Source organism: Bradyrhizobium ivorense (assembly GCF_900696085.1).
Classification (GTDB): Bacteria; Pseudomonadota; Alphaproteobacteria; order Rhizobiales; family Xanthobacteraceae; genus Bradyrhizobium; species Bradyrhizobium ivorense.
On sequence record NZ_CAADFC020000004.1, the window covers coordinates 1,415,475 to 1,436,836 of the forward strand.

Consider the following 21,362-nt stretch of genomic DNA (forward strand, 5'->3'; position numbering starts at 1 on the left):
TAAGGACGCCGAAGCGAAGCTTCGGCTATGGCGAAGTGCCGGGTGAGGGGTTACGGTCTCTCGTTGGAGCTGGAGCCCCTCACCCGATTTGCTGCGCAAATCGACCTCTCCCCGTCGGGGAGAGGTGGATCGAACCCGCGGTCAAACCGATTCAACCTAACTTCATCGCGCCCTAGCTCGCCATCGCATTTCTGAGCGCTGATGTCTTGAAGCCGTTCCTGAGCTCGAGGATTTTGGCGGCGATCTCGGTCACCGGCACCGGGTGGCTGAACAGGAAACCCTGGGCCTCGTTGCAGCCTTCGGCGCGCATGTGGTTGAGCTGCTCGACCGTCTCGATGCCCTCGGCAATCGTCGTCATGCCGAGGCTCCTGCCGAGGCTGATCACCGCCCGCACGATCGATTTCGATCCATGGGTCGCGGTGGCGTCGCGGACGAAGGACTTGTCGATCTTGAGCTTGTCGAACGGGAAACTGCGCAGATAGCTCAGCGAGGAATAGCCGGTGCCGAAATCGTCGAGCGCGATGCGCAGCCCCTGCGCCTTCAGCTTGTGCAGCGTCGCCAGCGTCTCGGCGCTGTTGGCGAGGAAGACCGACTCGGTGATTTCGAGCTCGAGCCGGCGCGGCGACAATTGCGACGCCGCGAGCGCGTCGGCGATGATGTCGATGAAGCCGGAATCGCGAAACTGCGCCGCGGAGACATTGACCGCAAGTTTCATCTCGCCCGGCCAGGTGACGGCCTGTTCGCAGGCCCGGTGCAGCACCCATTCGCCGAGCGGGCCGATCAGCCCGATCTCCTCGGCGATCGGGATGAACTGGTCGGGCGGCACCATCCCGCGCTTCGGATGATGCCAGCGCAGCAGCGCCTCGAAGCCGCAGATGCGATCGAGGTGCAGGTCGTACAGCGGCTGGTAGTAGAGCGAGAATTCGTCCTTGGCCATCGCCTCGCGCAGATCGAGCTCGATCGCCCGGCGCCGCTGCAGGCTGGCGTCCATCGAGGGCTCGAAGAACCGCCAGGTGCCGCGGCCCTCCATCTTGGCGCGGTACAGCGCGACGTCGGCGTTCTTCAACAGCTTCTCGCCCGAGGTGCCGTCGCCCGGAGATATCGAGATGCCGACGCTGCAGCCGACCACGACACGATGCCCGTTCAGCTCGTAGGGCATGCCGACGCATTCGACCATCCGTCGCGCAAGATGCTCGGCCTCCGCGCCGTCATGCAGGCCGGACTGGATCACCGCGAATTCGTCGCCGCCGAGACGCGCGACGGTGTCGATCTCGCGGACGCAGGCGTTGAGCCGGTCCGCGACCGCGCACAGCAATTCGTCGCCCACCGGGTGGCCCAGCGTGTCGTTGACCTGCTTGAAATTGTCGAGATCGAGACAGTGCACCGCAAAGCCGAGCCCGCGGCCGGCCTGCGCGACCGCAAGCTCGATCCGTTCGGCCAGCAGAGTGCGGTTCGGCAACCGCGTCAGCGCGTCGTGCCGCGCCATGAACGCGATCTGCGACTCGGCGCGCTGCTGCTCGGTGACGTCCTCGCAGGTGACCAGCCAGCCGCCGTCCGTGGTCGGCCGCTGCGCGATCGAAATGATCCGCCCGTCGGCGAGATGCTGCAGATAGTTGCCACCCTCGTTCTGCGCGAGCGAGCGGTCGCGTTCCGCCATCAGGTCGACCACGGTGCAGCTGCCGTGATTGCCGGCGGCGATGCTCAGACCGAAGATGTCCTCCATCGTCATGCCGGGGACGACGAGCTCGGGGGAAATATCGAATATCTCGCAGAACCTGCGGTTGGCGACCTGCAGCCGCGCCTCGCTGTTGTAGAGGCACAGCCCCTGCGACATGTGGGTCAGCGCCGCATCGAGCCGCAGATTGGTCTCGTGCAGCTCGGCCTTCTGCTGCCGCAGCGTGGTGATGTCGCTGTAGACCAGGATGACGCCGCCCTCCTGGGTCTCGCTGCGGCTGACCCGCAACCAGCGCCCGTCGGGAAGCTGCGCCTCGCTGGCGAACGGATCGCTGTCGCTGTCGATTGCGGCGGTCGCCGGCGCCGCGGCATCGAGCCGGTCCGAATGCAGGAGCTGCGGCGACAGATGGATCAGCTCGCTGGCGCGCGAATTGGCCAGCGCGATCTGGCCGTCGGCGTCGAGCAGCACGACGCCTTCGCGGGAGCTCTCCAGCGCATCGGACAGCCGCGCCTGCGCGGAGCGGCGTTCCGACACCTCCTGATTGACCGTCCGCCGGATGTTGTCGCGCATGGTTTCCATCGCGCCGAGCAGCGTGCCGAGCTCGTCGGTGCCGCCCTTCGGGATCGTCGCGTTGAGGTCGCCGTCGGCGATGCGCCGCGCGGCCCGGGACGCAATGGCGACCGGCCCGATGACGCGGCGCGCCAGCAGCCACGAGAACAGCGCCGACAGAAACAGTGCGAGGGTCAGCCCGGCGACGTTGAGCTGCAGATCGCGCCGGATCGTCGAGAGCGCGCGCTGCCGGAACAGGAAGCCGTCGCCGGCGGTGTAGTTGACCAGCAGCTCGACCTGCTGGCTGACGATCCTGGAGTAGCGGTCGACGTCGCCGATCGAGGTGCCGGGCGTATCGCTCGCGAAGCTGCCGTCGGAGGAGGATTCGACCGCGATGCGGTGCAGCGCCATCCAGGCGTCGGCGGCTTCCTGCACCTTGGCGGCGGCGTTCGCCGCCCGCGAGGACTGCGAGCGGTCGGCGGCGATCGCGAGGTCTTCCGACAGCGTCTTGGCGAGTTCGTCGATCTGCTTGTCGAGGCTGGCGTGGATCGCCGGGTCGGTGGTTAACAGGCGCTGCGACGAGGCGACCCGCATCGCCGCGAAGTCGGCACCCGCGGCACGGGCATAGTTGATCGACATCAGGGATTCGTCGAACGTCCGCGTCACCAGATCGCCGGCATGGCGGATGCCGAGGGTCGAGTAGCCGCCGAGCGCCACCGCAATGGCGCTCATCGCCAGGCAAAAGATCAGGATCTGGGTGCGAATCGATCCCGTGGTCAGGGCAAGCCTCGAAAGACGACCGGCCGCGAACTGGAAAGCCGCAACACTTTTCACCTTGAGGTTGTCGAAGACCGTATCCATACCCGCGTTTGCCGTGCTGCCGTGCTCGCTGCTCAAGCCACGCAAAGGGCGCGGCACTGCGGAAATGATTGTTGGCTCAAATTCCGCTAGTAGTGACCGGAACTGATGCTGAAATCGTTAAGATGAGCTGGCGATAATCCGCACCTCAGGTAATCCGGCGAGCACATTTGTGCCTTAGGGTTCCGGGTATCGGACGTTGATGCGGGGTTGACATGCAGTCAGGCTTGTTGCGCACCTCGCGCGTGGCCCAGCGCGGCCGCGTGCAGTTTCTGATTGTGATCTTCACGGGAATCCTTGCAGGAGCGGCCCTGGGCGCGGGCCCGTATACCATTTCGCAGAAGGATCGCGAATTCAGGCCGGCGCAGATTGCGATCAAGCGCGGCGAGACTTTACGATTCATTAACGATGATGGGGAACTGTTGCATCACGCTTATTTGAGCACCGACACTTTCAGCTTCGACTCCGGCGATCAGCAGCCGGGCAGCAAGTTCGACGTCGCCTTCTCGGTGCCCGGCGACTTCATGGTGCTGTGCGGCATTCATCCGAAGATGAAGCTCGCCGTCCACGTCGCCAAATGATGCCGGAGGTAACGATCCTGCCGGCAACGATCGCTACAGGATCGACGTCTTGAACAGCGCGGCGTGCCCGACATAGTAGACGAACAGCGTCGCCGCCAGCGCGGCGCAGAGCCCGACCGGGGCAAGCCACGGCGCGCGGCGATCGCCCGCCGATACCCGGTTGTCGCAGACGATCGCGAGCAGCACGGCGATGATCGCCGAGTGGCCGATGGTGTCGAGCTTGCCGAATTCGAAGCACGCGCTGATGAACATTCCGGTCAGCACGGCTGCCGCACAGCGCCGGATCAGCGGCGTCCACATCAAGGCAAAGGCGAGCACGAATTCCACCATGCCTGCGGCGCGCATGTAGAACTCGTTGTCGAAGCCGAGGGTGATCGAGGCGTGCTCGATCAGGAGCGGAAAGCTCCATTCGGGATAGGCCCATTTCTCGATCGAGGCCCACATCAGGGTTATTCCGGCGGCATACCGCATCACGTCGAGCGGCACGACACCGAACAAATCCTTTTTCAGCCCGACCAGCGCCAGATAGCCGGCGACGCCGAGAAAGATCGGATAGTCGGCGAGATGGAAGACGCCGTAATTGTAGACCCCGATGCCGAACAGGATCGCGATCCCCGCCGCCGACAGCGGCATCGTCCGCCGCGACAGCATGCCCGCGGCAATGCCGAGTTGCAGCGCGCCGACCAGCGGTGACGCCGTCTTCAACTCGGGCGTCAGCAGGATGCCGCCCACCGCCCAGATCGAGATGAAGAAGAACGCAGTGACGGCGCGCATCATCACTTCGGTGTGCCGCTGCAATCCCTCGGTGATGCGATCCATCGCGCGGATCGTCGCGGCGCCCAGCGAGGTGGGCTCGATCAGGCAGCCGGCAAGCAGCCAGAATACCGCGATGCCGAGCAGCAGCTCGAAATCGAGACAGAGTACATTCTCGAGTCCCCGCGGCTGCCCGGCGACATCGAACGCGCAAAACCATTTGACATGCGCCTCGGCAGACCGTGCCGACACCACGCAAAACAGGAGCGCTACGATGCACCTGGCGAACAAGGAGCGCCCACGGAGTGCCGTACCGGCCTCTCGCCCCCATTCACTGAACATCACACCGACTGCCCACGCTTAACGACTTGTTCCAACTTACATCAAATCTTAACGATTTGCCCGGCCACGGACACCTTTGGTTGCATTGTGGTTAACCGTTCTGCCCGGTAGCGGGCACTCGTTTTCACGCGGCAGTTGCATAAAGCTTTAGCTAATTCCAGCACGGGAGCTCAATTCAACTGTCCTATGAAGGCTCCGAACACGTCGGATCGGGAGGCCGCGCCATGTTCGGAGCTGCGTTGAGCGTCGTCAGTATCGGGGTGGGGTCGGCGCTCGCCTTCGCGACAAAGTTGTACCCATCGCGCACTGCGGCTCTGGAGGCCTGCGCCGGCGCGTTCCTGCTCGTCGGGCTCGGCCTGCTCGGATCGGCGCTGCCTCACCTGCTCTGACAGGCGTCCGCGCCGATAGGCTTGCGGCCGCGATCAGCGCGGCAATCTTGGGCCTGCGGGAACCGGTGAATTCGCGGTCAGGGTTTGCAGAAACGCGATCAGGTCGTCCTTCTCGCTTGCCGTCAGCGACAACGGCCTGATGTCGGGCGATCGGCTCGGCCGGTCGACCCCGCCCTTGTTGTAGAGCTCGATCACATCGTCCAGCGTCGCGACCGATCCGTCGTGCATGTAGGGGGCGCGGCGCGCCACGTCACGCAATGTCGGGGTCTTGAACGCGAAGCGCAGCTTCGCCGACGCCGGAAAGAAGCGGCCGCGGCCGATGTCATGGCCCTTGGCGGTGCCGATATCCTGAAAGGAGCCGTCCGAGAACGACGGGCCGCTGTGGCAGGCGGCGCAACGCGCCTTGCCGTTGAATAGCTCGAAGCCGTGCTGTGCCGCCGGGCTGATCGCGCTGTTGTCGCCCCTGATCCAGCGGTCGAACGGCGCCTCGCCCGCCACGATCGAGCGCTCGAAGGTCGCCAGCGATGCTTCGATCCTCGGCCGCGTGATCGCGCCATCGCCGAAGGCGCGGGTGAACGCATCGACATAGCCGGGGATGGCGGAGAGCCGCGCAAGCAGTTCGGGCTCCGTCATGTTCATGTTGGCCGGATTCTCGATCGGCCCGAACGCGACCGATTCCAGCGTCTTGAACTTGCCGTCCCAGCCGAGCGGCTCGAAGAAGGCGACATCGATCAGGGTCGGCGAGCGGATCGGCAGGCCCTTCGGATCTTCGCCGACGGCGCGCGGCAGGCCGTCGCCCCATGAGAGCGCCGGGTTGTGGCAGGTCGCGCAGGCGCGCGTCTTCGACCGCGACAGCAGCGGATCGAAGAACAGCATCTGCCCAAGCGTGGATTTCGCCTCGGACCACGGATTGCTGGCGGGATAGGGAACGGCGTCCGGCCGGCGATAGCTGGCGCGGCCTGCCGCGACGCTGCCGGGTGCCGTCGTCGCGTTCAACGCAAACGACAGCCCGACCGGCGCAAGTGCCGCGAGCAAGGTCAGGCCGACCCAAAGTCTCATTGGGTTCCTCAGACGGTATCCTGCCCGCTATATGCACAAGCATATTCAATGAAGTTTTAACGATCGGTTGCGGGGATTACGGACGGGAGCCAGGATTCCCGTTGAGGGGTGGGTGCTGTGTGCCCGCGTAGGTGAGCAGGCCGCTCAGGCTCCCTCTCCCCTTGCGGGGAGCGGGGGGAGCGTTGGGGACAGGGGTGGTGGCCCCGGGCGAGATGGCCGACGCGATTCGAGCCCTCACAATTCGAGTTGCGCGATCTGGTTGGCATTCGGAGAGAGTCCCCGTGGGTACCCCTCTCCCTAGCCCTCCCCCGCAAGGGGGGAGGGAACCCGGCCGCTGGTGCTTCCCTTACGCGGGCCGAGGTCGGCTGGTTCCGATCAGACGCCGCTCAAGGCCCCTATCCCGTCACGATTGCTGACCATTCACTTCTTCACCGGGCGCAGCGGCGCCGAAAACTGCTCGGTGCGGTCGCGCTCGGTCATGTCGACGACGGTGTCCATAGGCGCGGTGAGCTCGTAGACGTAGGAGACGTCGGTGAAGTAGCGCTTGGCGGTGCCGCCGAGCGCTTCGGGCGCGACGCGGTCGAGCAGGATCAGGCCGAAATCGCTGTCGGCGCGCCGCGTCGCCTGGCTGGTGTTGAACTCCTCCCAGCGGAAATGGAAGATCGCGTCGGCGGCATCGCCGTTGACCTCCCAATTGGCCACGATGTGCGGATGCTTGCCGACCAGCGACAGCCCCTCGTCGGAATGCGATGCGAGCTCGAAGAACAGCAGCGACAGCGATTGCGCGGCGCGGGCGCTGACGGTGATGTCGGGGCCGTTGACCGCGATGCGGTCTGCGTGCGGGATCGAGCGCGACTCGAACAGGCCCTTCAGCTTGACGCCCTGCCACTGGCTCTCGCTGAGCAGCGTCACCACGTTCGACATCGCATGAATGCGCCCGATCAAGAGCTCGCGCGCGACGTCGATGTCGGTGCCATGGCGCAGCGTGCGCGTCACGATCGACTGGATCACGGCGAGGATGTTCTTGACCCGATGATTGAGCTCGTCGATCACGGCGGTCAGCCGCCGCTCGAAGCCGATCCGGACCTCGATCTCGCGGCTGAGCCGCAGATTGTTGTAGGCGACGTAGCCGAACAGGCCGCAGACGATGCCGGTCAGCGCAAGCCCGATCGCGGCGACGATGGTCGCAGTCTGCTGCGCGCGCACGGTGGCGTTGCTCTTGGCGTAGTAGTCGAGCGACCAGTCGCGGCCGCCGAACGTCACGGTGCGAACCATCGACGGCAGCGGACCGTCCTGACGCACCGCGCGCGAGGTGACGACGCCCTGCTCGTTGGCGGTGAACTCATCATTGGAATCGCGCGGATCCTTCAGCGCCACGGCAAACAGCGAGGTGTCGTCATTGGTCAGCATCAGCGACGACAGCTCGTAGGAAAAGGTGACGAAGCCGGCCGGCTCCGACGCGCCCTCCTGGAACACCGGCGCGGCAAGCGCGACGCCGATCGGGCCATTTTGCCGCAACAGCGGAATCGGATCCGAGGCCACCGGCTTCGCCTCGGCCATCGCCTTGGTCAGCATCGGGCCGACCACGGAGTGGCGGTCGAAGGCGCGGCCCGGGATGCTCAGCGTCTCCGGGTTGCGCGGCTCGACGTCCATCAAGACGTTGATCGGCTTGACGAGCGCCTTGATGTCGAGCGGCTGGTCGTCGAAATCCCTGATCTGCGGGTTGGTGAAGCCTGCGGCCTTCAGCTCCGCCTCGGCCGCGGTCAGCTCGTTCGGCCTCAGCCGCGCGATCCAGGTGGCGACGACGAAGTCGGTCTTGAAGGCGTAGATCGCCGAGCGCAGCGGCTGCAGCATGTTGGCCTTCACCATCGACGGCGCCCGGAACAGGCCGGAGGCCACCCGCGCCAGCAGCTCGCGCTCGGTCAGGCGGTCCTGCACCAGGCTGGCGTGAACGTCGATCGCCCGCGCCAGCGCGATGCCGTCGATCGCCAGCTCCTGATCGTGCACCCGATAGGCCGCGAGACCGGAGAGCAGGATCCCGATCAACGCGATCAAGGCGACGATAAAGCCCAGCCGAACCACGCGTTTACTCGGCAATCAAGGGGTGGCGAAACGGGACGGATGGCATCTCGGGTCTGCGGGGGCGGCGACAAATCAACACGTGAAGTACACCAGCCGCACCGGAATATGGAGTAGCGATCATTGGTACGCAACTGAAGCCGGTCGGCAGCATTAACGCCGACGCCACCCGGCCGATGATTGGCGGCGCCAAGGATTGCTAATCGGCAAAGTTGGCAATTGTTCCGGCGATTGCACAGCTTTTTTGCGGCGGGGGGAGCTCGGTACGGCTGCTTCCCCGTCATCCTGAGGTGCGCGCTCTTGCGCGCCTCGAAGGATGAATCGGCCACTGACCGGGCCGTCGACCCTTCGAGGCTCGCAAGGGCTCGCACCTCAGGGTGACGGGACCAAGATCGGGTTGGTAACGCTTCGCCACAATGATTAACGGTTACCGCGCCTCGGCGGCCCGGCCTGCGACCGAAGGCCGCCCTTGGTCTCGATGAAGCTGACGATGCGCTCCAGGCCATCGCTCTTCTTCAGGTTGGTCATCACGAAGGGCCGCTCGCCGCGCATCCGCCTGGCATCGGTCTCCATCTTCTCAAGCGACGCACCGACATGGGGGGCGAGGTCGATCTTGTTGATCACGAGCAGGTCGGAGCGCGTGATCCCGGGGCCGCCCTTGGAGGGGATCTTGTCGCCGGCGGCGACGTCGATGACGTAGATGGTCAGGTCGGCCAATTCCGGCGAGAAGGTCGCGGCGAGATTGTCGCCGCCGGATTCGATCAGCACCAGATCGAGGTTCGGAAACTTGGCCCGCATGTCGGCGACCGCGGCGAGATTCATCGAGGCGTCCTCGCGGATCGCGGTGTGCGGACAGCCGCCGGTCTCGACGCCGGCGATGCGGTCCGGCGTCAGCGAGCCGGAGCGCACCAGAAATTCGGCGTCCCACTTGGTGTAGATGTCGTTGGTGATCGCGGCGATGTCGTAGCGCTCGCGCATCGTCTTGCAGAGCAGATCCATCAGCGCGGTCTTGCCGGAGCCGACCGGACCACCGACACCGACGCGCAACGGGCCGTGAGAAGTAGGCATGTCAATCCATCCATCGTCGTCCCGGCCTAGTGCGCAATGCGCACGGGGGCCGGGACCCATTACCGCCGAATTGAGTTGCTGCGCGACGCTGGGGCCACAGCGCTGCACAACCACAAAGGCCTGTGGTTATGGGTCCCGGCCCCCGTGCGCATTGCGCACTAGGCCGGGACGACGCGTGGAGAGAGTCGCAGATCATGACCTGAACAACCTCGTATACTGCGTCTCGTGCCGCAAGCTGGCGAGATCGGCTCGAAACGTCGCGCTGCCGAGGTCGTCGAGCGAAGCGGTCGCGGCGCGCGCTGCGGTGGCGGCGACCTCGCCCTCGAGCGCGGCGAGCACGCGCTGGCTGTCGGTCTGCCCGAGCGGGATCAGCCGGCTGCCGGCGGAAATCCAATTGGAGACCACGGCATGCAGGAAGGCGTGCAGCGACGGCGCCAGCGGAATCCCGTGCGCGGCGCTGACGAGACCGACCGCGACCGGATAGACGATCGGGCCATCGCAGGCTGCAATGCTGTCGTCGAGGCCGGGCGAATTCCAGGCGGTGCGGGCAATCTCGATGAAGGCGCGGCCCTGGGTCGTGGTCTCGAGCTGGCGCTCGCGCGACGGCACCAGGGCGGCGGCGAGTTCGGCGATCCGCTTCAAGGTGGCGGCATCCTGCTCCGCCGCGGCGCGATGGCTGTGCGCGAGCAAGACGCCGTCGCAAAAGCCGCTACCGTCGGTGAGCAGAGCGGCGAGCCAGTCGCGCAGCGAGGCGGCATCGCTGATGTCGCCGGCCTCCACCGCCCATTCGATGCCGCTGGAATAGGCGAACGCGCCGACCGGGAACGATGGCGACAGCCACGTCATCAGCCGGTACAGCGCAGCGGCCTCATGCTCCGGGATCCCGCCGCTGACGGCAGCGGGATCGGACTCATTTGTGGTCATGAGCATGGGAGTGGTCGTGATGGTGATCGTGGCCGCAATGCTCGTCGTGATGGTGGTGGTGATGATCATGATCATGGTGATCGTGATCATGATGGTGGTGATGGCCGTGATCATGCGCATGGCTGTGGGCATGATCGTGCCCGGTGTGACCGTGCGCGGGCTCCTCGGCATGGGCGTGCCCGGCATAGGCGCCGCCCTCGGGATCGAACGGCGCCTCGATCTCGAGCACGCGGGCGCCAAGACCCTTCACCATCGCCTCGATGACATGGTCGCGGCGGATGCGCAGCCCCTTCGGCATGATCTGGGTCGGCAGATGACGGTTGCCGAGATGCCAGGCGACCCGGATCAGATGATGCGGATCGCTGCCGCGGATTTCGAGCAGCGGCTCCGGCGCGGCGACCACCTCGATCAGGCGGCCGTCCTCCAGCACCAGCGCATCGCCGCCGCGCAAGGCGACGGCATTTTCAAGATCGAGCAGGAATTCGAGCCCGCGCGTCCCCGTCATCGCCATCCGCCGCCGGTGCCGGTCGTCGAAATCGAGCACGACGGTGTCGGCCGCGGCGTGCGTCCAGCGATGTTGCCCCAAAACCTTGGTCGCGCGGATCATCGTTGCCTTCGTGTTATGCGTTGGAGCGCGATGCGATGAGGTCGAGTGTCGACCACGATCACCGTGCGCCCCCTCGCCCCGCTCTTGCGGGGAGAGGGTTGGGGTGAGGGGCTGTCTCCGCATAGACGGTGACAGATGCGTCCGCGGAGACTCCCCCTCACCCGTAACGAATCTAACGGTGCGTCATAGCCGAAGCTTTGCTTCGGCGTTCTTAGGGACGGCCGCCGGAGGCGGCCTATCGCTCTCCCCGCAGGCGGGGCGAGGTGAAGTGGAGTTCGTGGCGCGGTTTGACGCATGATCAGCTCAAAGCTTCTCGACCTTGCCGTCGCTGATGATCTCGATCACCGTCGGCGCGGTCTTCATCTGCGCGGAATATTCCCGCCACACCTTCATGTGCGGCGCGCGAGCGTGGGCGTTGAGGTCGTCGCGGGTCTCCCAGCGCTCGACCACGACGTAGAGGTTGGGGTCGTTGACGCTGACGTGGCCGTCATAGGCAAGACAGCCCTTCTCCTTGCGGGTCTCGACCGTGCAGGCCTTGTGGCCCTTGATGAAGTCCTCGCGGTTCTCGGGCTTCATCGGCGTGGTGGCGATGACGTAGATCATGATGCGCTTCCTGTTCTTGTTCTTGCTTAACGGACGTCGACCTTATCGGGCGTGATGACCTCGATCCGCGGCGGCGCGACCATGCATTTCACCGCGACCCGGCCGAACGTCTTCATGTGCTCGGCGGTGCGATGCGGCACCAGCGCCTCGGCGTTCTCCCACTGCTCGACGAACACCATCTTGCTGTGGTCGGTGACGCTCTCGTGCAAATCGTAGGCGATGTTGCCGGGCTCCTTGCGGGTCTCCTTGATGCAGGCGGTCGCCGCAGCGATGAATTCGGCGCGGGTCTCGGGCTTGATGGTCAGCGTAGCGACGACGTAAATCACGGAAATTCCTCCCGGTTTTCTCTTTTGGCTTTAGATACCGGGATGGGTTTTAGAACATAAAATAGCGCTGTGCCATGGGCAGCACCTCGGCCGGCGCGCAGGTCAAAAGCTCGCCGTCTGCGCGGACCTCATAGGTCTCGGGATCCACCTCGATCTCGGGGGTGGCGTCGTTGTGGATCATGCTCTTCTTGGAGATTTTTCCGCGAGTGTTTTGCACCGCGTAGAGTTTTTTGCTGATCCCGAGCTTGCGGGCGAGGCCGCCGGTCACCGCGGCCTTCGACGTGAACACCACCGAGGACGCCGTCAGCGACTTGCCGAACGCGGCGAACATCGGCTGGTAGTGCACCGGCTGCGGCGTCGGGATCGAGGCGTTGGGATCGCCCATCGGAGCCGCCACAATCGAGCCGCCCTTGATGATGCAGTCCGGCTTGACGCCGAAGAACGCCGGCGACCACAGCACGAGGTCGGCGAGCTTGCCCTTCTCCACCGAGCCGATCAGCTTCGACACGCCATGCGCGATCGCGGGATTGATGGTGTACTTGGCGATGTAGCGCTTGACGCGGAAATTGTCGTTGTCGTTGCCCTTATCCTGCGGCAGCGCACCACGCTGCTTCTTCATCTTGTCGGCGGTCTGCCAGGTGCGGATGATGACTTCGCCGAGCCGCCCCATCGCCTGCGAGTCCGACGACATCATCGAGAGCGCGCCGAGATCGTGCAGGATGTCCTCGGCGGCGATGGTTTCTTTCCGGATCCGGCTTTCGGCGAAGGCGAGGTCTTCGGCGATCGACGGATCGAGGTGATGGCACACCATCAGCATGTCCAGATGCTCGTCGATGGTGTTGCGGGTGAACGGCCGGGTCGGGTTGGTCGAGGACGGCAGCACGTTGTTCAGGCCGGCGATCTTGATGATGTCAGGCGCATGGCCGCCGCCGGCGCCCTCGGTGTGGAAGGCGTGGATGGTGCGACCCTTGAACGCCTTCACGGTGTCCTCGACGAAGCCGGATTCGTTCAGCGTGTCCGAGTGCAGCATCACCTGGACGTCGTAGTCGTCGGCCACCGAGAGGCAGGTGTCGATCGCCGACGGCGTGGTGCCCCAGTCCTCGTGCAGCTTCAGCGCGCAGGCGCCGCCCTTGATCATCTCGACCAGCGCCGCCGGACGCGAGGCGTTGCCCTTGCCTGAAATGCCGAGATTGACCGGGAAGGCGTCGAACGACTGGATCATCCGGCCCATGTGCCACGGGCCGGGCGTGCAGGTGGTGGCGAAGGTGCCGTGCGACGGGCCGGTGCCGCCGCCCAGCATCGAGGTGACGCCACTCATCAGCGCGTGCTCGATCTGCTGCGGACAGATGAAATGGATGTGGCTGTCGAAGCCGCCAGCGGTGAGGATTTTTCCTTCGCCTGCGATCACGTCGGTGCCGGGACCGATGATGATGGTGACATTGGGCTGGATGTCGGGATTGCCGGCCTTGCCGATCGCCGCGATCATGCCTTCCTTGATCGCGACATCGGCTTTGACGATGCCCCAGTGATCGACGATCAGCGCATTGGTGATGACGGTGTCGGCCGCGCCCTGCGCATTGGTCACCTGCGACTGTCCCATGCCGTCGCGGATCACCTTGCCGCCGCCGAATTTCACCTCCTCGCCGTAGGTGGTGAAATCCTTCTCGACCTCGATGATGAGGTCGGTGTCGGCGAGCCGAACCTTGTCGCCGGTGGTCGGGCCGAACATGTCGGCATAGACGGAACGTTTGATTTTGGTGCTCACAGCGTGCTCCTGGCAAGCCTGACTGCTTCGTTGAACATTCGGTCGAGGGTCGCATTGACGCCGCGACAACCTGCGACGACCTTCTCGGCCCACGCGACATAGTCCGCGAGATCGTCGCGCTCGTCCGCGCTTGGTTGCGGCACGATGCGAGCGAGCGTGTTGCTGATCTTGTCGGCAATCTTGATCAGCTTCGCATCCGGCGATTTGTGCGGAGCATCCTCGATCTGCTTCCGCCGGCGCTCGGCTTTCGGCAGGCTCATGTCGTCGGTGCATTCGACCACGAGGTCGGCGACGCGCGCGCCGAATTTCTGGGCCAGCTCCTCGCGCGTGGTCCCGGTGTCCTCGATGGTGTCGTGCAGCCACCCCGCCGCCACCAGCTCCGCATCGGCGCCATCGGTCACCTGCGCAAGCAAATTCGCGACCTCGGCAAGATGGTTGATGTAAGGCTCATTGCCCCGCCCCTTGCGCGCCATCCCGTTGTGACGGCGCGCGGCGAGTTGGGCGGCTTCGGAGACGAGGCGGATCGGGGGGAGCATGGGGTTACGGCGCTCCCACTACCGCTGTCAGCGCTCGGGGCCTACCCCTCTCCCCAACCCTCCCCCGCAAGGGGGGAGGGAGCCTGGGCGGCGTGCTCACCTCACCGAAATTCGCAGCCTGCGCTCGTCGCATCACGGCTCCTCCGCTCCATCAGTCTCAGAGGTAAGGGACTCACCGGCGGAAGGGTTCCCTCCCCCCTTGCGGGGGAGGGTTAGGGAGAGGGGTACCGCTTGCTCCGCTGCCTGAAGGATCGCAAGAGCGACACCTTCCAAGTTCTTCATCACGTCGTCGTTGGTGAACCGCAGCACACGGTAACCGCGCGACGCCAACCACGCATCACGCCGTTCGTCGCGACGAATACGTTCTTCGAAATCGTGGCTCTCGCCGTCGACTTCGACAATCAGCTTGCACGAATGCGCGACGAAATCCGCGATGTAGGTGCCGATCGGCGCCTGGCGACGGAAGTTGAGGCCGGCGAGGCGATCAGCCTTCAGGTGACGCCACAGCAAAGTCTCCGCGCGCGTCATGGTGCGGCGGAGCTGCTTGGCGCGATCGCGCTGCGTGTCGCTCACCTGAGTGTGCGGCATGCCCCTCTCCGCAAAACCACGTCGGTCAGCGCCCGGGGCCTACCCCTCTCCCCAACCCTCCCCCGCAAGGGGGGAGGGAGCCTGGGCGGCGTGCTCACCTCACATCGCGTTACGACTACTTTCTGTGCCATCAGCGTTCCTCCGCTCCATCGGTCTCGGAGGTAAGGGACGCACCGGCGGAAGGGTACCCTCCCCCCTTGCGGGGGAGGGTTAGGGAGAGGGGTGCCGCTTGCTCCGCTGGGTGACGTGAGGCGAGAATCACGCTTGCGCCGTTTGCGCTGCCGAGCTGGATTGCGCGTGCACGCAAGATCTCATCGGTCAGCGCCCGGGGCTTACCCCTCTCCCCAACCCTCCCCCGCAAGGGGGGAGGGAGCCTGAGCAGCGTGCTCACCTCACTTCGCGTTACGACTACTTTCTGTACCATCAGCGTTCCTCCGCTCCATCGGTCTCGGAGGTGAGGGACGCATCGGCGGAAGGGTTCCCTCCCCCCTTGCGGGGGAGGGCTAGGGAGAGGGGTGCCGCTTGCTCCGCTGGGTGACGTGAGGCGAGAATCACGCTTGCGCCGTTGGCGCTGCCGAGCTGGATTGCGCGCACTCGCAGAATCTCGTCGGTCAGCGCCCGGGGCTTACCCCTCTCCCCAACCCTCCCCCGCAAGGGGGGAGGGAGCCTGACCGGTTTGCTCACCTCACAATGAACTACTGCAACAGCGATCACAGCTTCCCCTTCACCTCGGCGCGGAAGCCGTAGATCACGCGCTTTCCGGCCAGCGCGACGAGTTGGACGTCGCGGGTCTGGCCGGGTTCGAAGCGGACGGCGGTGCCGGCCGCGATGTCGAGGCGCATGCCGCGGGCCTTCTTGCGGTCGAATTTCAGCGCCGGGTTGGTTTCGAAGAAATGATAGTGCGAGCCGACCTGGATCGGGCGGTCGCCGGTGTTGGCGACCGAGAGCGTCACGGTCTTGCGGCCGGCATTGAGCTCGATCTCGCCGTCCTTGATGAAGCGTTCGCCGGGGATCATTTTTCCTTCTCCGTCATTCCGGGGCGATGCGGAGCATCGAACCCGGAATCTCTGTAAAGCAATCTCTGGATTCCGGGTTCGGCCTGCGGCCGCCCCGGAACGACGCGTGCGTGGCTAGCGGATCGGCTCGTGCACGGTGACGAGTTTTGTGCCGTCGGGAAACGTCGCCTCGACCTGGATGTCGTGGATCATCTCGGGGATGCCGGTCATCACCTGATCCCGGGTCAGGACCTTGGCGCCGGCCTGCATCAGTTCGGCAACGGTGCGGCCGTCGCGCGCGCCCTCGACGATGAAATCGGTGATCAGCGCCACTGCTTCCGGATGGTTGAGCTTGACGCCGCGCTCGAGGCGGCGGCGCGCCACCATGGCGGCCATCGACACCAGCAGCTTGTCCTTTTCGCGGGGAGACAAATTCATGCGAGCACTCTGATCGTTCTCAAAGGATTAGTTGAGCCACAGCCTCTTAGTTAAGCCAGAGTCTTGGCAGCGGCACGGCGGAGGCGCGGCCGAGCACCGTCATCATGTCGGTGCGCAGCCGTGCGGCATCTTGGGCACAGAAGCGCGCCATTGCAAAGCCGTTCCAGGCGGAGATGCCGACCTCGCCGCCAAAACGCTCCGACGCCTCGCGGATGCGCTCGACCAGCGCCTCGTCGCCCGGCACGATCAGCGCGGTGCCGATCGCGGTGCCGCCACCCGCGATGGCGCGCCGCGCGAGCTTCTCGCCGATCTCGCCGTCGAGTCTTACCGTCTCCGCAAACACCAGCCGGCCGCCGCGGCGCATGCGCCAGCGGTCGACGAATTCGCCATGCCGCATGGTCTCGCCCATCGCGGCGCGGCCGAACACCACGATCTCGCAGAGCAGCAGCGAAGCGTCCTCGGCGAGCTCGATGTCGAAGCTTCTGACAATACGCGCGCGGTCGAACAGGATGGTCTCCTGCGGCAGCCAGGAGAGATGCGCGCCGGCATCCACCTTGAGCGCGATGTCGAGCCGGGCCGCCGCGCCTGGCGCCCGGTACACTTTTTCGGCCGCGGCCGTGGTCAGTGTCAGCCGGGCGCCCTCGCCGGCTGCGATACCGATGTCAAAGCGGTCGCCGCCGGCAATGCCGCCGGCGGTGTTGACGAACATCGCCGACAGGCCGTCATCCTCCGACGATGGAAAGCGGACGCGCAGCGAGCCTGACTCGTGGAGGTCGCCGCGGCGGGTGATGCCATCGGCATGGTGCACGCCGAAGCGGACCGCGCCCAGGGCGCGGTTGGCCGCAAACGTTGCCGCCGTCGCGCTTGCGATCCCGCTCCGCATTCCCCCTCGCGCTCCCTCACCCACGCCGCGGATGCGACGTCACATTTTCACAGCGCCATCTGACGGCTGATCTCGGCGGGATCGAGGCTTGCGCGGTCGCTAGTATATTTCACCGCACCCCGGTCCATCACCGCAAAACTGTCGCCGAGTTCGCAGGCAAAGTCGAGATATTGTTCGACCAGCACGATCGCGATGTTGCCGAGGTTGCGCAGATAGGAGATGGCGCGGCCGATGTCCTTGATGATCGAGGGCTGGATGCCCTCGGTCGGCTCGTCGAGCAGCAGCAACTTTGGCCGCATCACCAGCGCGCGGCCGATCGCGAGCTGCTGCTGCTGGCCGCCGGAGAGGTCGCCGCCGCGGCGGCCCAGCATGGTCTGCAGCACCGGAAACAGCGAGAACACGTCGTCGGGGATGTTGCGGTCCTCGCGCTTCAGCGGACCGAAGCCGGTCTTGAGGTTCTCCTCGACCGTGAGCAGCGGAAAGATCTCGCGGCCCTGCGGCACGAAGCCGATGCCGCGCCGCGCCCGCTCATAGGGCTTTAGCGCAGTGATGTCCTTGCCGTCGAAATTGATCGCGCCCGAGGCGATCGGATACTGCCCGACCATGGCGCGCAGCAGCGAGGTCTTGCCGACGCCGTTGCGGCCGAGCACGCAGGTGACCTTGCCGGGTTCGGCCGTCAGCGACACGCCGCGCAGCGCCTGCGCCGCGCCATAGAACAGATTGATGTTGTCGACCTTCAGCATCGCTCTAGCGTCCCAGATAGACTTCGACCACGCGCTCGTTCGCCGACACCTGGTCGATCGAGCCTTCGGCGAGCACCGAGCCTTCATGCAGGCAGGTGACCTTGACGCCGAGCTCGCGCACGAAGGTCATGTCGTGCTCGACCACCATGATGGTGTGGTTCTTGTTGATCTGTTTCAGCAGCTCCGCGGTCAGATGCGTTTCGACATCGGTCATCCCGGCGACGGGCTCGTCGACCAGCAGCACCTTCGGATCCTGCGCCAGCAGCATGCCGATCTCGAGCCACTGCTTCTGGCCGTGGCTGAGGCTGCCGGCGAGGCGGTTGCGGGCGTCGGTCAGGCGGATGGTCTCCAGCACCTTGTCGATGCGCTCGGACTCGGCCTTGCTGCCGCGCCAGAACAGCGTGCCGCGCACCGAGTGATCGACATTGAGCGCGAGCAAGAGATTGTCCTGCACGGTCTGGCTCTCGAACACCGTCGGCTTCTGGAACTTGCGGCCGATGCCGAGCTCGGCGATGCGGGTCTCGTCGAGGCGCGTGAGGTCGACGGTGCCGTCGAACAGCACAGTGCCCTCGTCCGGCTTGGTCTTGCCGGTGATGATGTCCATCATCGTGGTCTTGCCGGCGCCGTTGGGGCCGATGATGGCGCGCATCTCGCCGGGCTCGAGCGTCAGCGACAAATTGTTGATGGCGTGAAAGCCGTCGAACGAGACGTGCACGCCGTCGAGATAGAGCATGGCCGAGGTGGCGCGGGTATCCATGACGTTCATTGGCCTACTCCGCTGCGTTCGCTGCGCCGATGCCGTCTTCGCGGGCGGCGCTTTCCTCATCGGCCGCAAGGCCGGTGCTGCGCCCTGTCCTCCACGGCTCCCACCAGGCATTGAAGGTGCCGACGATGCCCTTGGGCAGCAGCAAGGTCACCAGGATGAACAGCGCGCCCAGCATGAACAGCCAGTACGGCGCCAGCGGTCCCGAGGTGAAGAAGGTTTTGGCGTAGTTGACGACGACGGCGCCGAGCGCCGCGCCGACCAGCGTGCCGCGGCCGCCGACCGCGACCCAGATCACCGCCTCGATCGAGTTGCCCGGCGCGAATTCGCTCGGATTGATGATACCGACCTGCGGCACGTAGAGCGCGCCGGCGACGCCGGCCATGCAGGCCGACAGCGTGAACACGAATAGCTTGTAGGATTCGACCCGGTAGCCGAGGAAGCGGGTGCGGCTTTCGGCATCGCGCACCGCGATCAGCACCTTGCCGAGCTTCGAGGTCACCACCGCGCGACAGATCAGGAAGGCGATCATGAGCGCCAGGCAGCTCAGGAAGAACAGCGCGCAGCGCGTGCCGTCGGCCTGCACGTTGAAGCCGAGGATGTCCTTGAAGTCGGTCAGGCCGTTGTTGCCGCCGAAGCCGAAATCGTTGCGGAAGAAGCCGAGCAGCAGCGCATAGGTCATCGCCTGGGTGATGATCGAGAGATAGACGCCGGTGACGCGGGAGCGGAACGCGAGCCAGCCGAAGCAGAACGCGAGCAGGCCCGGCACCAGCAGCACCATCAGCGCGGCGAAGGCGAACTTGTCAAAGCCGTACCAGTACCAGGGCAGCTTGTCCCAGTTCAGGAACACCATGAAATCGGGCAGCACCGGGTTGCCGTAGACGCCGCGGCTGCCGATCTGCCGCATCAGGTACATGCCCATGGCGTAGCCGCCGAGCGCGAAGAACGCGCCGTGGCCGAGCGAGAGGATGCCGCAATAGCCCCAGATCAGGTCGATCGACAGCGCCAGGATGGCGTAGCAGAGATACTTGCCCCACAGCGCCACCAGATAGGTCGGCACCTGGAAGATCGAGCCCTGCGGCATCAGCAGGTTCGACAGCGGAATCAGCACGCCGACACCGGCGACGATCAGGATGAAGGAGGTCGCCGCGCGATCCAGCGAACGGGTGAGGATGTGCGGCGTCATGCTTCCACCGCCCGTCCCTTGAGCGCGAACAGGCCGCGCGGCCGCTTCTGGATGAACAGGATGATCAAGACCAGGATCGCGATCTTGCCGAGCACCGCGCCGGCCACGGGTTCGAGGAACTTGTTGGCGATGCCGAGCGTGAAGGCGCCGACCAGCGTGCCCCAGAGATTGCCGACGCCGCCGAACACCACGACCATGAAGCTGTCGATGATGTAGCTCTGGCCGAGATTGGGGCTGACATTGTCGATCTGCGACAGCGCCACGCCGGCAATCCCGGCGATGCCGGAGCCGAGGCCGAAGGTCAGCGCGTCGACGCGCGAGGTGGCGATGCCCATCGAGGCCGCCATGCGGCGGTTCTGGGTCACCGCGCGCATCTCGAGGCCGAGCGCGGTGTAGCGCAGCATCGCCAGCAGGATCGCGAACACGGCGAGCGTGAAGCACAGGATCCAGAGCCGGTTATAGGTGATGGTGATCTGGCCGAGCTCGAAGGCGCCGCTCATCCAGGAGGGGTTGCCGACCTCGCGGTTGGTCGGGCCGAACGCGGTGCGCACCGCCTGCTGCAGCACCAGCGACAGGCCCCAGGTCGCGAGCAGGGTTTCCAGCGGCCGGCCGTAGAGGAAGCGGATGATGCTACGCTCGATCAGCACGCCGATCGCGCCCGCCACCAGGAAGGCCAGCGGCACCGCGATCAGCAGCGAATAGTCGAACAGCGCGGGATAGCGGGTGCGGATCACCTCCTGCACCACGAAGGTGGTGTAGGCCCCGAGCATCACCATCTCGCCATGCGCCATGTTGATGACGCCCATCACGCCGAAGGTGATGGCAAGGCCGATGGCGGCGAGCAGCAGCACCGAGCCGAGCGACAGGCCGTACCAGGCGTTCTGCACCATCGACCACATCGCAAGATTGCTCTGGATCGCGGCGACTGCGCTGGTGGCGGCCTTGGCGACCAGCGGCGGCGCGTCGCCGCCGAGGCTGGTGAGCAGCGCCAGCGCTTCCTGGTCGCCGCGCGCCTTGACCACGGAGATGGCGTCGAGCTTGTCGCTCTCCGACGCGTCGGACTTGAACAGGATGATGGCGGCGCGCGCCTCGGTGAACGCCTGCTTGATCGACTTGACGCTCTCCTTGGCGAGCGCGCTGTCCACCGTCGGCAGCAGGTTCTCCTCGTGGCTCTTGAACACCGACTGCGCGGCGGCGAGGCGCCTCGCCGGATCCGGCGACAGCAGCGTCAGGCCGCCGAGCGCGGCCTCCACGCTGCGGCGCAGGCGGTTGTTGAGGCGGACCGCGGCAGCGTTGTCCGGCAGCTTGTCGACCGCGGCGCCGCTGGCGGCATCGACGATCTTGCCGTCGGCCTGGGTGATGAAGACCTTCTTGCTGTCAGGATCGGCCGACAGCCGGCCGTCCTTCAGCGAGCTGATGATGGGAAAGGCCTGCGGATTGCCCGACGACGCAACCTCGCCGACCGCAGCCTCGGTGTCGGAGAATTCGTCATTGGCAAACTTGGCGACCGAATCCTCGAACGGACCGGCCAGCGCCGGCAAGGCGAAGCAGCTCAGCAGCAGAATGGACAGAAACAGCGCGTGCGCGCGACCGAAACAAAAGCCAAACACGTGAGTACCCCGGCAGGAGTGGGGGAGAAGGCGGCGGATCGC

General features: G+C 65.5%; 21 protein-coding genes. 2 read left to right on the forward strand and 19 right to left on the reverse strand.

All coding sequences use genetic code 11. The annotated features are described in order from the left end of the window. Positions 1-172: 172 nt before the first annotated feature. Entirely contained in the window at positions 173-3,085 is a 2,913-nt protein-coding gene (locus tag CI41S_RS07395; RefSeq protein ID WP_139858123.1) for an EAL domain-containing protein, read from the reverse strand. Positions 3,086-3,297: 212 nt separating this feature from the next. On the opposite strand from CI41S_RS07395, the gene CI41S_RS07400 reads away from it, so the two are divergent. Further along, the gene (locus CI41S_RS07400; RefSeq protein WP_139480279.1) at positions 3,298-3,663 is read left to right on the forward strand and encodes a methylamine utilization protein; all 366 of its coding nucleotides are present in this window, start codon (positions 3,298-3,300) and stop codon (positions 3,661-3,663) included. 33 nt (positions 3,664-3,696) lie between these two features. On the opposite strand, the gene CI41S_RS07405 is transcribed toward CI41S_RS07400, so the two are convergent. Further along, positions 3,697-4,680 carry a hypothetical protein gene (locus CI41S_RS07405; RefSeq protein WP_139858593.1) on the reverse strand — a complete coding sequence of 328 codons (984 nt, stop codon included), beginning with the start codon at positions 4,678-4,680 and terminating at the stop codon, positions 3,697-3,699. Between the two features lie 302 nt (positions 4,681-4,982). Here CI41S_RS07405 and CI41S_RS43325 point away from each other — a divergent pair, with 302 nt between their 5' ends. Next, on the forward strand, positions 4,983-5,147 hold the full coding sequence (locus CI41S_RS43325) for a hypothetical protein (RefSeq protein WP_172626644.1): 165 nt from the start codon (positions 4,983-4,985) through the stop codon (positions 5,145-5,147). Positions 5,148-5,180: 33 nt separating this feature from the next. Here the strand turns inward: CI41S_RS43325 and CI41S_RS07410 are convergent, their stop codons facing one another. From CI41S_RS07410 to urtB, 17 genes are all read right to left on the reverse strand, one after another. Continuing rightward, positions 5,181-6,206, reverse strand: coding sequence for a cytochrome-c peroxidase (locus CI41S_RS07410; protein ID WP_139858126.1), 1,026 nt, complete (start codon positions 6,204-6,206; stop codon positions 5,181-5,183). A 420-nt stretch (positions 6,207-6,626) separates the two neighbouring features. Beyond that, the gene (locus tag CI41S_RS07420) at positions 6,627-8,288 is read right to left on the reverse strand and encodes a CHASE domain-containing protein (protein ID WP_139858128.1); all 1,662 of its coding nucleotides are present in this window, start codon (positions 8,286-8,288) and stop codon (positions 6,627-6,629) included. 417 nt (positions 8,289-8,705) lie between these two features. Further along, positions 8,706-9,353 carry an urease accessory protein UreG gene (gene ureG, locus CI41S_RS07425; protein WP_139858130.1) on the reverse strand — a complete coding sequence of 216 codons (648 nt, stop codon included), beginning with the start codon at positions 9,351-9,353 and terminating at the stop codon, positions 8,706-8,708. 192 nt (positions 9,354-9,545) lie between these two features. After that, entirely contained in the window at positions 9,546-10,283 is a 738-nt protein-coding gene (locus CI41S_RS07430) for an urease accessory protein UreF (protein WP_139858132.1), read from the reverse strand. Next, the gene (locus CI41S_RS07435; protein WP_139858134.1) at positions 10,264-10,884 is read right to left on the reverse strand and encodes an urease accessory protein UreE; all 621 of its coding nucleotides are present in this window, start codon (positions 10,882-10,884) and stop codon (positions 10,264-10,266) included. The genes CI41S_RS07430 and CI41S_RS07435 overlap by 20 nt, the downstream gene beginning before the upstream one ends. Before the next feature lie 303 nt (positions 10,885-11,187). Continuing rightward, on the reverse strand, positions 11,188-11,487 hold the full coding sequence (locus tag CI41S_RS07440; protein ID WP_139858136.1) for a putative quinol monooxygenase: 300 nt from the start codon (positions 11,485-11,487) through the stop codon (positions 11,188-11,190). A 26-nt stretch (positions 11,488-11,513) separates the two neighbouring features. Next, positions 11,514-11,813 (reverse strand): putative quinol monooxygenase, encoded by a 300-nt coding sequence (locus CI41S_RS07445; protein WP_139858138.1) that lies wholly within the window; start codon positions 11,811-11,813, stop codon positions 11,514-11,516. Between the two features lie 49 nt (positions 11,814-11,862). After that, entirely contained in the window at positions 11,863-13,578 is a 1,716-nt protein-coding gene (ureC, locus tag CI41S_RS07450; protein ID WP_139858140.1) for an urease subunit alpha, read from the reverse strand. Beyond that, positions 13,575-14,114, reverse strand: a complete 540-nt coding sequence (locus tag CI41S_RS07455) for an HD domain-containing protein (RefSeq protein ID WP_139858142.1) — start codon at positions 14,112-14,114, stop codon at positions 13,575-13,577. The genes ureC and CI41S_RS07455 overlap by 4 nt, the downstream gene beginning before the upstream one ends. Before the next feature lie 132 nt (positions 14,115-14,246). Beyond that, positions 14,247-14,702, reverse strand: coding sequence for an endonuclease domain-containing protein (locus CI41S_RS07460; RefSeq protein ID WP_139858144.1), 456 nt, complete (start codon positions 14,700-14,702; stop codon positions 14,247-14,249). Positions 14,703-15,412: 710 nt separating this feature from the next. Then, positions 15,413-15,718, reverse strand: coding sequence for an urease subunit beta (locus tag CI41S_RS07470; RefSeq protein WP_139480290.1), 306 nt, complete (start codon positions 15,716-15,718; stop codon positions 15,413-15,415). A gap of 114 nt (positions 15,719-15,832) precedes the next feature. Then, the gene (locus CI41S_RS07475; protein ID WP_139480291.1) at positions 15,833-16,135 is read right to left on the reverse strand and encodes an urease subunit gamma; all 303 of its coding nucleotides are present in this window, start codon (positions 16,133-16,135) and stop codon (positions 15,833-15,835) included. 46 nt (positions 16,136-16,181) lie between these two features. Beyond that, the gene (locus CI41S_RS07480; RefSeq protein ID WP_139858149.1) at positions 16,182-17,018 is read right to left on the reverse strand and encodes an urease accessory protein UreD; all 837 of its coding nucleotides are present in this window, start codon (positions 17,016-17,018) and stop codon (positions 16,182-16,184) included. Positions 17,019-17,065: 47 nt separating this feature from the next. Continuing rightward, positions 17,066-17,761 carry an urea ABC transporter ATP-binding subunit UrtE gene (gene urtE, locus CI41S_RS07485; protein ID WP_139480293.1) on the reverse strand — a complete coding sequence of 232 codons (696 nt, stop codon included), beginning with the start codon at positions 17,759-17,761 and terminating at the stop codon, positions 17,066-17,068. 4 nt (positions 17,762-17,765) lie between these two features. Beyond that, positions 17,766-18,527 (reverse strand): urea ABC transporter ATP-binding protein UrtD, encoded by a 762-nt coding sequence (gene urtD / locus CI41S_RS07490; protein ID WP_139858151.1) that lies wholly within the window; start codon positions 18,525-18,527, stop codon positions 17,766-17,768. A 4-nt stretch (positions 18,528-18,531) separates the two neighbouring features. Then, positions 18,532-19,710 (reverse strand): urea ABC transporter permease subunit UrtC, encoded by a 1,179-nt coding sequence (gene urtC, locus CI41S_RS07495; RefSeq protein ID WP_139858153.1) that lies wholly within the window; start codon positions 19,708-19,710, stop codon positions 18,532-18,534. Then, on the reverse strand, positions 19,707-21,287 hold the full coding sequence (gene urtB / locus CI41S_RS07500; RefSeq protein ID WP_430650008.1) for an urea ABC transporter permease subunit UrtB: 1,581 nt from the start codon (positions 21,285-21,287) through the stop codon (positions 19,707-19,709). The genes urtC and urtB overlap by 4 nt, the downstream gene beginning before the upstream one ends. Positions 21,288-21,362: the final 75 nt, after the last annotated feature.

Bases quoted from the DNA above. Each gene is read 5' to 3' on its own strand.
- urtE (WP_139480293.1), bottom strand. From the start codon at position 17,761: ATGCTGAAGGTCGACAACATCAATCTGTTCTATGGCGCGGCGCAGGCG.
- CI41S_RS07410 (WP_139858126.1), bottom strand. From the start codon at position 6,206: ATGAGACTTTGGGTCGGCCTGACCTTGCTCGCGGCACTTGCGCCGGTC.
- CI41S_RS07470 (WP_139480290.1), bottom strand. From the start codon at position 15,718: ATGATCCCCGGCGAACGCTTCATCAAGGACGGCGAGATCGAGCTCAAT.
- CI41S_RS07435 (WP_139858134.1), bottom strand. From the start codon at position 10,884: ATGATCCGCGCGACCAAGGTTTTGGGGCAACATCGCTGGACGCACGCC.
- CI41S_RS43325 (WP_172626644.1), top strand. From the start codon at position 4,983: ATGTTCGGAGCTGCGTTGAGCGTCGTCAGTATCGGGGTGGGGTCGGCG.
- CI41S_RS07455 (WP_139858142.1), bottom strand. From the start codon at position 14,114: ATGCTCCCCCCGATCCGCCTCGTCTCCGAAGCCGCCCAACTCGCCGCG.
- CI41S_RS07430 (WP_139858132.1), bottom strand. From the start codon at position 10,283: ATGCTCATGACCACAAATGAGTCCGATCCCGCTGCCGTCAGCGGCGGG.
- CI41S_RS07475 (WP_139480291.1), bottom strand. From the start codon at position 16,135: ATGAATTTGTCTCCCCGCGAAAAGGACAAGCTGCTGGTGTCGATGGCC.
- CI41S_RS07400 (WP_139480279.1), top strand. From the start codon at position 3,298: ATGCAGTCAGGCTTGTTGCGCACCTCGCGCGTGGCCCAGCGCGGCCGC.
- ureG (WP_139858130.1), bottom strand. From the start codon at position 9,353: ATGCCTACTTCTCACGGCCCGTTGCGCGTCGGTGTCGGTGGTCCGGTC.
- urtD (WP_139858151.1), bottom strand. From the start codon at position 18,527: ATGAACGTCATGGATACCCGCGCCACCTCGGCCATGCTCTATCTCGAC.
- urtC (WP_139858153.1), bottom strand. From the start codon at position 19,710: ATGACGCCGCACATCCTCACCCGTTCGCTGGATCGCGCGGCGACCTCC.
- CI41S_RS07460 (WP_139858144.1), bottom strand. From the start codon at position 14,702: ATGCCGCACACTCAGGTGAGCGACACGCAGCGCGATCGCGCCAAGCAG.
- CI41S_RS07395 (WP_139858123.1), bottom strand. From the start codon at position 3,085: ATGGATACGGTCTTCGACAACCTCAAGGTGAAAAGTGTTGCGGCTTTC.
- CI41S_RS07440 (WP_139858136.1), bottom strand. From the start codon at position 11,487: ATGATCTACGTCATCGCCACCACGCCGATGAAGCCCGAGAACCGCGAG.
- CI41S_RS07480 (WP_139858149.1), bottom strand. From the start codon at position 17,018: ATGCGGAGCGGGATCGCAAGCGCGACGGCGGCAACGTTTGCGGCCAAC.